Raw genomic sequence first — 14,008 nt, forward strand, 5'->3', positions numbered from 1 at the left:
CGGGGCTTTTTGCGTTGCTGGGATTTATTGCGGCACTGGATCAGTATTTCTTGTCGGCGTAATCGACCCAGCCGCCGGCCAGCACCAGGGCCTTGTCAAAGGGGGACAGGTCGAAGGCGAAGGTTTTCTGTTTGCCTCCGCCGCTCATGGTCAGGCTTTGTGTCTCGATGTCAATGCTGATGGTTGCGTCATTGTCGCCGGCATGGAAAAAAATCAGGTCTAGGTCCGCCTTGGGTAGCTCGATGGCGGCCATGCCGCAATTAAACATGTTCTGGCGGAAGATACGGGCAAAGGATTCGGCGATCACGGCGGTGATACCATTGACCTCAAATACCCAGGGGGCATGCTCGCGGGAGGAGCCGCAGCCGAAGTTGGCGCGGGAGACGACCACACGCGCCAACTTCGTTTTCGGACCCTTTGGGTCGAAGCCGGGCAGTTTTAGGTCTTCCAGAATATAGGGTTTCAGGTCTTCCTTGGTGATCTCGGTCAGGTATTTGGCCGGAATGATTTCATCGGTGTTGATGTCGGAACGGTCGAGGAAGAGGGCCGGGCCTCCGAAAGTTTTCATATGGTAACTCCTTGAAAGATAAATTCTCTAAAACGTAAACCTGCCACAAAGACGCAGAGGTACAGAGGAACCCAGAGAAAAACAAAGCATATTTTTTTGAATTAAAAACAACAAATTGCGTGTTCCTGCCTTTCTGCGTGTCTCTGTGGCAGACACTAATTCGGATGTTACAGATACTTTCTCGGGTCGGCGATCTTTCCTTCGATGGCCGATGCCGCCGCGGTAGCCGGCGACATGAGATGTACCATGCCCCCCTTGCCCATGCGGCCCATGAAGTTGCGGTTGGTGGTGGAGGCGCATACTTCACCTTCGGCCAGGACGCCGTTGCTCATCCCCAGGCAGGCGCCGCAGGTCGGGTTGGTGATGCAGAACCCGGCCTCCATGAAGGTCTCGATCAACCCCTCGTGCAGAGCGTCCTGATAGATCTTCGGCGTGGCGGGGGAGAGGATGCCGCGCACAGTGGGAGCGATTCGTTTTCCCTTCAGCACGTTTGCCGCGATGCGCAGGTCTTCCAGGCGGCCGTTGGTGCAGGAACCGAGGTAAATCTGGTCAACCGGCGTGTCCGGCAGATCGGTTACGAACTTTACCTGGTCCGGTTTGTAGCCGAAGGTGGAAATTGGTTGAAGGGCGGTGACGTCAATGCTGATCTCCTGGTCGTAGTCGGCGTCAGCATCGGCGGTCCATTTCAAGTATTCGGCCAGTGCGGCCTCCTTGGAGGCAAACTCCTCCTGGATGAAGGGCCAGAGGAACTCCACGGTGGTTGCATCGGGCTGGCAGATACCGGAGGTTCCGCCCGCCTCGATTGCCATGTTGCACAGGGTCATTCGGGATTCCATGGTCATGGCGCTGATTGTCTCGCCGTGGAATTCCATTACCCGGTCGGTGGCGCCGTTGACGCCGATCTTGCCGATGATGTGCAGGATCACATCCTTGGCGTAGACCCCCTTGGGCAAGGTTCCGGTGACGTTGAACTTGATGGTCTTGGGCTGTCGGAAGGCGCAGACCCCTTTCAGGATACCGACTTCCAGGTCGGTGGTGCCGACACCGGCGGCAAAAGCGCCGAACGCACCGTGGGTACATGTGTGGGAGTCACCCATGATGACTGTGTTACCTGGGCGGATAAACCCCTTTTCCGGGAACAGGGCATGGCAGACGCCGTTTGCGCCGATGTCGAAGAAGTCCTTGATACCGTGGCGGCGTGCCCAGTCGCGCAGGATCTTGGCCTGGGTGGCGGTCTTGGTGTCCTTGCTGGGGGTGACGTGATCGACGACGGCCTTGATCCGGGAGGGGTCGAAGACCCGATCCTTATCGCGCCGTATCAGGTCGTCGATGGCGATAGGGGTGGTGATTTCGTGGCACAGGACCACATCCAGTTTCAGCACCTTGGTACCGGGGAAGGGCTCCTCGACCAGGTGGGCTTCAAAGATTTTTTCCGCTGTGGTTTTACCCATGTTCAAACCTCGCTTAAATACTGTAATGGTTCACTGTATACCCCATTCTTTTCACCAATAAAAGCAGTATATGGTGACGTTGCCATCGCGAACGACGATGGCAACTCTATGTCTCCAATTGTCTGAGGTGGCCGACGAGGAGTTTAGCGGCGGCATGCAGCGCCTCGTGTGAGCGGACGCAGATCTTCAGCTCCCGTTGGGCCCAGGGTTCGTCGAGAACCACCGGTCGGATGCGTAGCCCTTTGAAGTAGGGTTTTGCAGCGCCCTTGGGAACGATCCCGATGCCCAACCCGGCCTCCACCATCAGGCACAGAGCATCGAAGCTGTTCACCTGGATGCGTAGTTTGGGGGTACGGTCCAGATCCTGGGCGGCCCGCAGCACCTGGTTGTTGAGTGCACTCCCGACGGTCAGGCCGACAAAATCGAACTCCAGGGTTTCCTGAAACGAAACGGACCTTTTCTGTGCCAGGGGATGATCTTTGGGGGTAATGACAATGAGTTGGTCCGAGTGGTACGGCAGGTACTCCAGATCCTGACGGTAGGTTCCCATGGTAATGATGCCCACGTCCGCGCCCCCCTCGGCCACGGATTTCATGATGGACTCGCTGATTGCACCCTCCAGATGCACGTGTATTTGGGGATGCAGGTCCATGAACGATCTGATCTCTGCCGGCAGGAACTGGTTGATGGCGGAGATATTGGCGCACAACCTGACGTGGCCGCGCACGCCGCTGGAGTATTCGCTGATCTGCACGTAGAGGTTGTTCATGTCGTGCAGAACCCCCCGCGCAAGCTGCAACAGGGTTATGCCGGCATCGGTCGGCGCGACCCCCTTGTTCGTCCGGCGGAGCAGCGGGGTTCCGAAGCTGTTCTCCAGTTCGCTCATACGCTTGCTGATGGCCGATGCGGCGATGTGCTCCCGCTCGGCCGCTCCTGCAATGGTGCCCTCTTCCACGATGGTAACGAACAATTTGAGTGATAAGGGGTCTATAATCATGGTGGCCTCGCCGGTCCGATAAAATTCTTGCCCGCCTTCACCCCAGCGGTCGGCGGTATTTTGGGTACACTAAACTAAAATCCCGGTGTGCAACAACAATTTTCATCCCGTATTCTGCGACCGCAGGATGAGGTGGAGGATTTTTCCTCGCCCCGATGTGTGGAAATTTCAGGTGGAAAGCGTCCGGGGCGTGGTGTATAAACGAGGTTCGAGAGGTAGACAGGTTATGACACCCGATCAACTGAAACAACTGCTGGACTCCGTCAAGGGAGGTGCCATCCCGGTCGAAGAGGCCGTCGAACGGTTGCGGCACCTGCCGTTCCAGGATGTGGGCTGTGCCCAGGTGGACCACCACCGCGAATTGCGCCAAGGCATGCCCGAGGTCATTTTCGGCGAGGGCAAGAAGGACGAACAGATTATCAGCATCATGACCGCCATGGCGGAAAACGGCAGTAACGTCCTGGTGACGAGGATCGACGAGGACAAGGCGCAGCGAATCCAGCGGACCTTTTTCGGGGCACTGTATCACGCCAATGCCCGCTGCCTGACCCTGGAACAGCGGCCGGTGGAGGCCAAGGGGAGAGGGACTATTCTGGTGGTTTCGGCCGGGACCTCTGATCTGCCGGTGGCGGCCGAGGCGCTGGTCACGGCCCGTTTTTTGGGCAACGTGGCCGAGCATATCTATGATGTGGGCGTGGCCGGCATCCACCGCCTGTTAGCCCGGCGCGAACAGCTCACGGCCGCGTCGGTCCTCATCGTGGTGGCCGGCATGGAAGGGGCGCTCCCCTCGGTGGTGGGAGGGCTGGTGGGCAAGCCGGTCATCGCGGTGCCGACCTCCATAGGCTACGGAGCCGCCTTCGGCGGTATCGCGGCGCTTTTGGGGATGCTTAATTCCTGTGCCGCAGGTGTCACGGTGGTCAACATCGACAACGGTTTCGGCGCGGCTTGCGCGGCGAGTCTGATCAACAGGGACTAATGTGAACATCATTTATTTCGACTGCTACGCCGGTATCTCCGGCGACATGACTGTGGGGGCGCTTCTGGACCTGGGAGTGCCGTTGGGACATCTTCAAGCCGAACTGGCGAAGCTCCCGCTCCCTCCCAACTCCTACGCCCTCTCCGCAAGCCGCACCGAACGGCGTCACATTTCGGCGCTGAAGTTCGACGTGGCCGTGCACGACCACCACACCCACCGCCACTACGGCGGCATCGACGCCATGATCGCCGAAAGTCCCCTGGCCGATTCGGTCAAGGAACGTGCGCGGCGGATCTTTCGCCGCCTGGCCGAGGCCGAGGCCAAGGTGCATGGCGTAGCGATTGCTGATGTCCATTTCCACGAGGTTGGAGCGGTAGACTCCATCGTGGATATCGTCGGAACGGCCATCTGTCTGGATTACCTGAGTGTTACCCAGGTTTATGCCGCAGCGTTGCCCCTGGGGGGCGGCTTCGTGGAGACCGCCCACGGCCGGCTGCCGGTGCCGGCCCCGGCCACGGCCGAATTGCTGCGCGGTCTGGCCGTGCATGGCGAATGCGGTGACGGCGAGCGGGTCACCCCCACCGGCGCGGCCGTCCTTGCCGCCCTTGCCGCAGGGACGGGGCAGAGGCCGGCCATGCACCTGGAGCGGATCGGCAGTGGCGCCGGCGGCAAGGATTTTGACGATTGCCCCAACATCCTGCGGGCCTTCCTCGGCACAGCTGAAAAGGAACGGGGGAGCGGCGACGACCCGGTCGTGGTAGCCGAAACCAATATCGACGACTCCACCCCGGAGATCCTGGGTTACGTGATGGAGCGGCTTTTTGAGGAAGGCGCCCTGGATGTGTTTTTCACGCCGGTCCAGATGAAAAAAAACCGTCCGGCAACCCAGCTCTCCTTTCTCTGCCGCCCCGAACTACTGGATAGCCTGGCGCGTGTGGTGCTGGCCGAGACTTCGGCCATAGGGCTGCGTCATTATCCTGCCGGACGTATCACTTTGGAGCGGCGGGTGGAAGAGAGGCGGACCCCCTTTGGCCCCGTGCGTTTCAAGTTGGTCTTCGATAACGGCCTTCTGTTGCGGGTCGCCCCGGAATACGAAGATTGCCGTCGCATCGCCCGGGAGCGGGGCATCCCCTGCCGCGAGGTGTTGGAACAGGTGGTGGCATGGCGGCATGCCGAAGGGGAATCGTCATGAGGATCTCCACCCTGAGTATCGGCAGTGAGTTGATCTGCGGCGAGGTGACCGACACCAATGCCGGTCGCATCGCCGAACTGCTGCTGGGTGGCGGCCTTCGCGTGCTGCGCCACATGGCCGTGGGGGATTCGGAGCCGGATATCGGCGAGGCCCTGAATGAACTTGCACTGAAAAGCGACGCCGTCATCGTGACCGGCGGCCTGGGACCCACGGTGGATGACGTGACGGCCCTGGCGGCGGCCCATGCCACCGGCCGACGCTTGGTGGTCAACGAGGCGTTGAAGGAGCATATCCGCACTTTTACTGCCAAGCTGGGGGGAGGCCATGCCTCTGACCGGCAGGCCATGGTTCCCACCAAGTCAACGATCATCCCCAACCCGACCGGGACCGCCTGCGGTTTCCATTTCATCCATGGGGGGTGTTTTTTCTTTTTCCTGCCCGGCGTTCCCTCCGAGATGGAACGGATGTTGAGTGAGACGGTGTTGCCGTTTCTCTGCGAACGCGTGATGCACAAGAAGGTGATCCTCTCTTCGCTCCTGAACGTCTATGGCCTTTCCGAGCCGGAGGTGGACGGTCTGCTCAAGGGGGCCTTTGCCGGCAATCATGACCTGCAGATGAGCATCTGCGTCACCTTTCCCTGGATACGTATAACCCTGCGGGCTGATGGGGATACGGAGGTCGCGGCGCGAACCTACCTCCAGGACGCGGTGGAACTGGTGCGGGAGCGGCTGGGTACGGCGATCTTTTCCGAAGGGCACGAGACCATGGAGCAGACCGTGGCCGAGCTTTTCGATCGGCGCGGCCTGAGTCTGGCCTTGGCCGAGTCGTGTACCGGCGGCCTGATTGCCAAGCGACTCACCGATGTGCCCGGCAGTTCCGCCTTCTTCCAGGAAGGATTGGTGACCTACAGCAATACCGCTAAACAGCGTCTTTTGGCGGTGCCGCAGGAAATTCTGGATACCCGGGGAGCGGTCAGTTTCGAGTGCGCCGCCGCCATGGCTATCGGGGTGCGCACCGCGGCGGGAAGCGATCTGGGGCTCGCTGTGACCGGCATTGCCGGGCCGGACGGCGGGACGGCAGACAAACCGGTGGGTACGGTGTTTATCTCCCTGGCTACCCCGGCCGGCTCTTGGACCAAGGGTTTCCGGTTCGGCGGCAATCGGGATTATGTCCGTACCTTGACCGCCTGGACGGCTCTGGACTGGTTGCGACACTATCTGACGGAGGCTAGCCCTTTTTCCGTATAAATCCTTGCGGGAAAACGGCTGGATATGATACCGTAACACCCCTTTCCATCCCTTTTACGTTCATCCCACTTTCAGGAGACATATAACCATGCAGGAAAAAAACAAGGCGATTGAACTGGCCCTGAGTCAGATCGAGAAACAGTTCGGCAAGGGCGCCATCATGCGTTTGGGCAATGACGAGGCGTTGCCGGGCGTGGAGGCGATCTCGACCGGCGCCATATCCCTGGACATGGCCTTGGGGGTCGGTGGGGTGCCCCGCGGACGGGTGGTGGAGATCTACGGTCCGGAATCCTCCGGAAAGACCACCCTGGCGCTGCATATCGTGGCCGAAGCCCAGAAGACTGGCGGTATTGCGGCCTTTGTGGATGCGGAGCACGCCCTGGACATCGGCTATGCCCGCAAGCTGGGGGTCAAGACCGACGACCTGCTGGTATCCCAACCCGATACCGGTGAACAGGCACTGGAAATCACCGAAACCCTGGTGCGCAGCGGTGCCATTGATATACTGGTAATTGACTCGGTGGCGGCTCTGGTGCCCAAGGCCGAGATCGAGGGCGAGATGGGAGACTCCCATGTAGGGCTCCAGGCCCGGCTCATGTCCCAGGCCCTGCGCAAACTGACCGGCATCATCAGCAAGTCAAACTGCTGCGTTATCTTCATCAACCAAATCCGCATGAAGATCGGCGTCATGTTCGGCAACCCCGAAACGACGACCGGCGGGAACGCACTCAAATTTTATGCTTCGGTGCGCATGGATATCCGCAAGATTGCCACCCTCAAACAAGGGGACCAAGTAATTGGTTCCCGTACCCGCGTCAAGGTGGTCAAGAATAAGGTCGCCCCCCCCTTCAAAGAGGTCGAATTCGACATCCTCTACGGCGAAGGAATCTCCCGTACCGGAGACGTGCTCGACCTGGCGGTGGAAAAGGGGATCATCGAAAAGAGCGGCGCTTGGTTCTCATACGGCAAGGAGCGGATCGCCCAAGGGCGCGAAAATTCTCGCACCTGGCTGACCGAACACCCTGAAACCCTGGCCGAGATCGAAGGGAAGCTGCTGGCGCTGGTCAAGGGAACGGTGCCCGCCGAAACAGCCTGATAGCAGCCGGATTGGAGAGGCACGCATGGATCTGGACGAAATTCTGACTATCGCTGTCAAAGCTAAGGGTTCGGATATTCACATCAAAACCGGCCTGCCGCCCATTGTGCGCATCGACGGTCGGCTGCACCCCATTCCCAACACCCAGCGCCTCTCGCCGGATGTGGTCGTGGACATGTGCCAGGGTATGATGAACGACCGCCAGCGACGCCTTTTCGAGGAAAACTCGGAGGTGGACCTGGCCTATGCCGTGCCGGGGTTGGGGCGCTTCAGGGTCAGCGCCTACCGACAGCGCGGCACGGTGGCCATGGTCTTCCGTACCATCTCCTTCACCATACCGACGCTGGATGGTTTGAACCTGCCGCCGGTCCTGAAGAAGATCTGCCAGGAGGAGCGCGGCCTCATCCTGGTGACCGGCACCACCGGTTCGGGCAAGTCGAGCACCCTAGCGGCCATGATCGACTACATCAACCAGAACCGGACCGCCAATATCATCACCATCGAAGACCCGGTGGAGTTTCTCCACCGGGATAATAAAAGCATCATCAGCCAACGGGAGGTCGGCACCGACACGCCGAGTTTCTCCGCGGCGCTCAAGGGCGCCCTGCGCCAGGACCCGGACGTCATCCTGGTGGGGGAGATGCGCGATTACGAGACCATAGAAACCGCCATGACCGCCGCCGAGACCGGCCACCTGGTCATGTCGACCCTGCACACCATGGACGCGGCCGAGACCATCAACCGTATCATCGGTGTCTTTCCCCCGTATCATCAGCGCCAGGTACGTATCCAGTTGTCCAGCATCATCAAGGGGGTACTCTCCCAGCGACTGGTGCCGCGGGCCGACGGCAAGGGACGCGTTCCTGCCGTTGAGGTCATGCTCGGTACGGCCAGGGTCAAGGAGTACATCGACGACAAGGAAAAGACCAAGCAACTTCACGATGCCATCTCCCAGGGGTATGTCACTTACGGCATGCAGACCTTCGACCAATCGCTGATGAAGCTCTATACCGCCGGGTTGATCAGCTACGACGAGGCCTTGCGCCAGAGTACGAACCCGGACGATTTCGCCCTCAAGGTGTCCGGTATTTCCTCCACCTCGGACGCCTCATGGGACAGCTTCGAGTCACAGGAGGAAGATTCAGGGGAAGTCCGGAAGCTCGACATTGAAAAATTCTGAGTTGTCGTCCCCGGAACGAGCCTTCCAGGAGGCCCTCAAGCTGCTCGCCGTACGCGATTACACAACGGCGAAGATGCGGGAGAAACTAACCCGCCGGGGATTGGACGAAGCGGCAATCGAGGAGGCTGTGGCCCGCCTGGTGAACGAAGGGTGGCTTAATGACCGCAGTTTTGCCGAGCACTTTGCCGAGATTGCCGTGAGCGGTGGGCGCTTTTTTGGCCCACGCCTGCGGCTTGAACTGCGCCGCCGAGGGGTTCCGGCCGGGCTTATCGATGAGGTTCTGGGGCGTATCCGCCACGAACACGACGAACAGGTCGGCCTGCGTGGCGTTATGGAGCGGCGGTTTCCCGGATTTTCCTTTTCCGTGGCGACGGATCGCGAAAAACGCCGGGTAATCGCCTTTTTGCAGCGGCGCGGGTTTGGACTCGGGACGATCATGAAGGTGCTGAAGGTTGATGAAATCGAGTAAAATTACTATTGACACTGCGTATGAGGATACCGATGACAGGGAATGAGATTCGCGCACGTTTTTTCAAGTTTTTTGCCGACCGGGGCCACACGGTGGTGCCAAGTTCGGGCATCATCCCCAAGAATGACCCGACCCTGATGTTTACCAACGCTGGGATGAACCAGTTCAAGGACTGTTTCCTCGGTATGGAAAAGCGGGAGTACACCCGGGCGTGCAGTTCGCAGAAATGCGTGCGCGCCGGCGGCAAACACAACGACCTGGAAAATGTAGGGCGCACGGCCCGCCACCATACCTTCTTCGAGATGCTGGGCAACTTCTCCTTTGGCGATTATTTCAAGAAGGAGGCAATCGCTTTTGCCTGGGAGTTTCTGACCAGGGATCTGGGACTTGACAAGAACCGTCTGTATGTGTCCGTGTACACGGACGACGACGAGGCCGCCGACATCTGGCACCTTCAGGAGGGGGTCCCCCGAGAGCGGATCTTCCGTTTCGGTGAGAAAGACAACTTCTGGTCCATGGGGGACACCGGTCCCTGCGGCCCCTGCTCGGAGATCTTCTACGATCAGGGACCCGAGGCGGGGTGCGGCAGCCCAGAGTGCACCGTCGGCTGCGACTGCGACCGCTACATGGAGATTTGGAACAACGTCTTCATGCAGTTCAACCGATCGAGCGACGGCGTCCTGACGCCGTTGCCTAAACCGTCGGTGGACACGGGCATGGGGCTTGAACGTATTTCGGCGGTTATGCAGGGGGTCATTTCCAACTACGACACCGACCTGCTGCAAGGAATTATCCGGCATGTGGAGCGCCTCTCGGGTAAGAAATACCGGGCCAACGAGAAGGACGACGTTTCCATGCGGGTCATTGCCGATCACTCGCGGGCGACAACCTTCCTGATCTGCGACGGGGCCTTGCCGAGCAACGAGGGACGCGGCTACGTGCTGCGCCGCATCATGCGTCGCGCCGCCCGCCATGCCAAGATGCTCGGTTTTGCCGAGCCCATGCTCTACCATACGGTGGATGCGGTCCGCGACATGATGGGTGACGCCTACCCGGAACTGTTGGAGCGGGAGGCCTATATCAAAAAGGTCGTTCTGGCCGAGGAACAACGCTTCGCGGAAACCCTTGACCGTGGTTTGGCCATACTGAACGATGAGGTCGCCTCTTTGCGTGGGGCCGGGAAGAACATTATCCCGGGCGACATCCTTTTCAAGCTGTACGACACCTATGGCTTCCCCACCGATCTGACCGCAGATATCGTGGAGAGCGAGGGCTTCACCATCGACGAGGCCGGCTTCGAGACCTGCATGGGGAAACAGCGGGAACAGGCCCGGGAACACTGGAAGGGATCGGGAGAGGAGGGGATCGCCCAGGTATTCAAGGAGCTTCACAACCGCGGGGTGCGTAGCACTTTTGTGGGGTACGACGAGATGTCGGTCTACGGGCCGGTACTTGCTATCGTCCGGAACGGCGTCGAGGTAGACTCTGCAGTCGCCGGCGACTCTGTCGGGGTGATCACGGAAACGACCTCCTTCTACGGCGACTCCGGGGGGCAGAAGGGGGATGAAGGGACTATCTCCACCGGCAACGCCCATCTGGAGGTGCGGGCCACCAGTCGTCCCTACCCGGATCTGATCGTACACCACGGTGTGGTGAAGGAGGGCGTGCTCAATAGGGGGGACGCCGCAGACCTGAAGGTGGCCCAACCCACCCGGAGTGCCACGGCCCGCAATCATACCGCCACCCACCTTCTCCAGTCGGCCCTGCGCCAGGTCCTGGGCGATCATGTCAAGCAAGCCGGGTCCCTGGTTTCCGCTGATCGCCTCCGCTTTGACTTCACCCACTTCTTGGCCATGACCACCGAAGAGATAAGCCGGGTCGAGGATTTGGTCAACGCCTACATCATGAACAACGATCAGGTGGTTACAAACCAGATGCAGATAGCGGAAGCCATCGAGGCCGGGGCCACGGCGTTGTTCGACGAGAAGTACGGCGACACGGTGCGGGTGGTCAGGGTCGGGGACGTCAGCATGGAGTTGTGCGGCGGTACCCATGTGCGTGCGTCCGGAGACATCGGGCTGTTCAAGATCGTCGCCGAAACCGGCATCGCTGCCGGTGTGCGCCGCATCGAAGCGTTGACCGGCACCGGTGCCCTTGCCTTTGTCCGGCAGGTTGAGGACGAACAGCGAGCCATGGCCTCGCTGCTCAAGGCCGAGGGGGGCAATCCCCTGGAACGGCTGGAACGACTCCTCTCCCGCCAGAAGGAGTTGCAGCGGGAGATCGAATCCCTGCAGGGCAAGCTCAACGCTGCCGCCTCGGGCGACCTGCTTGCGCAGGCTGTGGAGGTGCAGGGCATGAAGCTGTTGGCCGTCAAGGTGCCGGTGGAGGATGTCAAGGCCCTGCGCGATCTCTCAGATACGCTGAAGGACCGTATCGGAGAAGGAGTCGTGGTCCTGGGCGCAGCCATCGGGGGCAAGGCCAATCTCCTGGTGGCGGTCACTAAAGGTCTGGTTGCCACCGTGAAGGCAGGTGATATAATCAAACAGCTGGCCCCCCTCATCGGAGGCAGTGGCGGTGGGAAACCCGAACTGGCCCAGGCTGGCGGCTCCCAGCCTGAAAGGTTGGAAGAGGCCTTGTCTGCCGCCGCCCGGATACTGTCGGGGTTGACTGGACTATAATGTGATCAAGGTGAACAGGTTTCGTAATGACTGTGCAGAAGCTGGATAACGAGGAGCCCCATCCGTTGCATACGCAGGAAACGGTCCTTGTCGTGGATGATGAACGGGTTATCCGCGAATTGTGCGAAAAGGTCCTCAGGGAATACCGCATTCTTCAGGCCGGCAGTTGCGCAGAGGCGCTGCAAATCTACCAAAGGGAACATTGTGACCTGATTCTGACCGATGTGATGATGCCGGGCGGGTCGGGGATTGATCTGCTCAGCCAGGTAAAGACGCTGGACCCCAATGCAGTCGTGATCATCATGACCGGGTTTTCCCAGAAGGAGATCATCCTCAATGCCCTCAGGGAGGGGGCGGACGACTTTATCAACAAACCCCTCAACCTGTTGCAGCTCCGGACCTCCGTGGAAAAGTCCCTGGCGAAAAAGCGGCTCAAGGAGGAGTTGGCCAGTCTCAAACGTCTTGACCGTTTCAAAAGTAATTTCCTTTCGTTGATCTCCCACAAGCTGCGGACTCCGATCACCGCCATCTCACTTTTTCTGCAGAATGCGGAACAGGGTGTCTACGATCAGAACGACCAAGCCTTTCACCAAAATATAAAACTCGTCAATAATGAGGTCGAGTATTTGGGACGTCTGGTGTCGGACCTGCTCTCTTTCAGCAAGGTCATGGAAGGGCGCGAGGGGTTGAGTCTCGAACCGTGCGATCTGAACAGTATTCTGGTGGAAGTCATAGGGGAAGCACAGTGCAAGGAGGGGATCGAAACCGAGTTCCACGCCCTGCCGTTGCCTATATTGCAGCTTGACCGGGGGAAGATCACCTTTGCTTTTCAGCAGGTCATTGGAAACGCCTACAAGTTTTCCGGCGAAACCGGTCATGTGTCCATCACACTATGCAACACCGGGGACGCTGTTCGCGTTGTCGTCGCCGATACCGGCATCGGCATCCCCCGGGAGGAGTTGTCCAAGGTTTTCGAAAAATTCTATCAGGCAGACCCGGACAATGCTGGGCAAGTGCGGGGATTCGGGTTGGGCCTGTTCTACGCCCTCGAGTTTGTGCGTCAGCATGGAGGAAGTATCACCATTGACAGCGAGCCGCAGCGGGGGAGTACAGTAACGGTCACGTTGCCGTTGCAATAAATAAACTTTTGAGATTTTGTCTGCTTTACGGTAAGCTGCCACCTTTCTGGTCGGCAGTTTTATTTTTGGGGATCAAGGTACGGCTCTATGATGGAACACCTGATTGGAAAAGCCAATACGCTGATGGAGGCGCTGCCGTACATCAGGCGCTTTTCGGGAAAGACCTTTGTCATTAAATACGGCGGTCATGCCATGGCGGACGAAAGGCTGAAGGCCTCATTCGCCCTGGATGTGATCATGCTTAAATCTTTGGGGATCAACGCGGTCATCGTGCATGGCGGCGGCCCGCAGATAAACCAGACCCTTCAGCGCTATGGGATCGTCTCCGAATTTGTCCGCGGCATGCGGGTGACCGATGCCGAGACCATGTCGGTGGTGGAGATGGTACTGGTCGGCCAGGTGAACAAGGAGGTCGTCGGCTACCTGAACCAACATGGCGGTCGTGCGGTGGGGCTTTCCGGTAAGGACGGAACGCTGCTCTTGTCCAAGAAACTGCTTCAAGAGGTCAAGGCGGAGGACGGCTCCCACGAGATGGTGGATATCGGCTATGTGGGGGATGTGGTCAAGGTCAACACCGACCTGATCAAAACCCTGGAAGGCGGGAACTACCTGCCGGTGATCGCCCCGGTGGGGGTTGGCCCGGAAGGGGAAAGCTACAACATTAACGCCGATCTGGTGGCTGGCCGGGTGGCGGCGGCCCTACACGCCGAGAAATTGATCCTGCTGACCGATATCGCAGGGGTCAAGGACAGCAACGGTACCCTGCTCGGCAGCATCGCCGTGGCCGATATGCACCGTTTGATCGAGGAAGAGGCCATCACCGGCGGCATGATACCCAAGGTGGTCTGCTGCGCCGATGCCTTGAACGAAGGGGTCAGGAAGGCCCATATCATCGATGGCCGGGTCGAGCACGCCGTGTTGCTGGAGATATTTACCGACGGCGGCATCGGTACGGAAATCGTGAGATGAATTATGAGGTTGTTGAAAAACAGCCATCTCGCCGCCGTCCTCGAAG

Annotated in this window: 12 protein-coding genes; 9 read left to right on the forward strand and 3 right to left on the reverse strand. The window is 59.4% G+C overall.

What is annotated here, in order from left to right:
* Positions 1-40 precede the first annotated feature (40 nt).
* The 3 genes from LDN12_RS02980 to LDN12_RS02990 form a co-directional block, all read right to left on the reverse strand.
* Positions 41-568 (reverse strand): 3-isopropylmalate dehydratase small subunit 2, encoded by a 528-nt coding sequence (locus tag LDN12_RS02980; RefSeq protein WP_223921204.1) that lies wholly within the window; start codon positions 566-568, stop codon positions 41-43.
* A gap of 167 nt (positions 569-735) precedes the next feature.
* Positions 736-2,019, reverse strand: coding sequence for a 3-isopropylmalate dehydratase large subunit (locus tag LDN12_RS02985; RefSeq protein ID WP_223921205.1), 1,284 nt, complete (start codon positions 2,017-2,019; stop codon positions 736-738).
* A 106-nt stretch (positions 2,020-2,125) separates the two neighbouring features.
* A complete protein-coding gene (locus LDN12_RS02990) occupies positions 2,126-3,016 on the reverse strand; it encodes a LysR family transcriptional regulator (RefSeq protein WP_223921206.1) in 891 nt (296 codons plus the stop codon).
* A 226-nt stretch (positions 3,017-3,242) separates the two neighbouring features.
* Here LDN12_RS02990 and larB point away from each other — a divergent pair, with 226 nt between their 5' ends.
* The 9 genes from larB to argB all read left to right on the forward strand — a co-directional run bounded on the left by larB (position 3,243) and on the right by argB (position 13,962).
* A complete protein-coding gene (larB, locus tag LDN12_RS02995) occupies positions 3,243-3,992 on the forward strand; it encodes a nickel pincer cofactor biosynthesis protein LarB (protein ID WP_223921207.1) in 750 nt (249 codons plus the stop codon).
* 1 nt (position 3,993) lies between these two features.
* Positions 3,994-5,184, forward strand: a complete 1,191-nt coding sequence (gene larC / locus LDN12_RS03000; RefSeq protein ID WP_223921208.1) for a nickel pincer cofactor biosynthesis protein LarC — start codon at positions 3,994-3,996, stop codon at positions 5,182-5,184.
* Positions 5,181-6,431, forward strand: coding sequence for a competence/damage-inducible protein A (locus LDN12_RS03005; protein WP_223921209.1), 1,251 nt, complete (start codon positions 5,181-5,183; stop codon positions 6,429-6,431). The genes larC and LDN12_RS03005 overlap by 4 nt, the downstream gene beginning before the upstream one ends.
* An 88-nt stretch (positions 6,432-6,519) precedes the next feature.
* Positions 6,520-7,527: a recombinase RecA gene (recA, locus tag LDN12_RS03010; protein ID WP_223921210.1), complete on the forward strand. Its 1,008-nt coding sequence runs from the start codon at positions 6,520-6,522 to the stop codon at positions 7,525-7,527.
* A gap of 25 nt (positions 7,528-7,552) precedes the next feature.
* Positions 7,553-8,707 carry a type IV pilus twitching motility protein PilT gene (locus LDN12_RS03015; protein WP_223921211.1) on the forward strand — a complete coding sequence of 385 codons (1,155 nt, stop codon included), beginning with the start codon at positions 7,553-7,555 and terminating at the stop codon, positions 8,705-8,707.
* The gene (locus tag LDN12_RS03020; RefSeq protein WP_223921212.1) at positions 8,694-9,176 is read left to right on the forward strand and encodes a regulatory protein RecX; all 483 of its coding nucleotides are present in this window, start codon (positions 8,694-8,696) and stop codon (positions 9,174-9,176) included. The genes LDN12_RS03015 and LDN12_RS03020 overlap by 14 nt, the downstream gene beginning before the upstream one ends.
* 32 nt (positions 9,177-9,208) lie before the next feature.
* Entirely contained in the window at positions 9,209-11,854 is a 2,646-nt protein-coding gene (gene alaS / locus LDN12_RS03025; protein ID WP_223921213.1) for an alanine--tRNA ligase, read from the forward strand.
* Positions 11,855-11,880: 26 nt separating this feature from the next.
* On the forward strand, positions 11,881-12,993 hold the full coding sequence (locus LDN12_RS03030; RefSeq protein ID WP_223921214.1) for a hybrid sensor histidine kinase/response regulator: 1,113 nt from the start codon (positions 11,881-11,883) through the stop codon (positions 12,991-12,993).
* Between the two features lie 90 nt (positions 12,994-13,083).
* Positions 13,084-13,962, forward strand: coding sequence for an acetylglutamate kinase (gene argB / locus LDN12_RS03035; protein WP_223924013.1), 879 nt, complete (start codon positions 13,084-13,086; stop codon positions 13,960-13,962).
* The last annotated feature ends 46 nt before the right edge of the window (positions 13,963-14,008 follow it).

It is taken from the genome of Geobacter sp. AOG2 (assembly GCF_019972295.1).
Classification (GTDB): Bacteria; Desulfobacterota; Desulfuromonadia; order Geobacterales; family Pseudopelobacteraceae; genus Oryzomonas.

Coding starts and splice junctions, on each gene's coding strand:
- LDN12_RS02980 (WP_223921204.1), bottom strand. CDS start 568: ATGAAAACTTTCGGAGGCCCGGCCCTCTTCCTCGACCGTTCCGACATC.
- LDN12_RS02985 (WP_223921205.1), bottom strand. CDS start 2,019: ATGGGTAAAACCACAGCGGAAAAAATCTTTGAAGCCCACCTGGTCGAG.
- LDN12_RS02990 (WP_223921206.1), bottom strand. CDS start 3,016: ATGATTATAGACCCCTTATCACTCAAATTGTTCGTTACCATCGTGGAA.
- larB (WP_223921207.1), top strand. CDS start 3,243: ATGACACCCGATCAACTGAAACAACTGCTGGACTCCGTCAAGGGAGGT.
- LDN12_RS03005 (WP_223921209.1), top strand. CDS start 5,181: ATGAGGATCTCCACCCTGAGTATCGGCAGTGAGTTGATCTGCGGCGAG.
- recA (WP_223921210.1), top strand. CDS start 6,520: ATGCAGGAAAAAAACAAGGCGATTGAACTGGCCCTGAGTCAGATCGAG.
- LDN12_RS03015 (WP_223921211.1), top strand. CDS start 7,553: ATGGATCTGGACGAAATTCTGACTATCGCTGTCAAAGCTAAGGGTTCG.
- alaS (WP_223921213.1), top strand. CDS start 9,209: ATGACAGGGAATGAGATTCGCGCACGTTTTTTCAAGTTTTTTGCCGAC.
- LDN12_RS03030 (WP_223921214.1), top strand. CDS start 11,881: ATGACTGTGCAGAAGCTGGATAACGAGGAGCCCCATCCGTTGCATACG.
- argB (WP_223924013.1), top strand. CDS start 13,084: ATGGAACACCTGATTGGAAAAGCCAATACGCTGATGGAGGCGCTGCCG.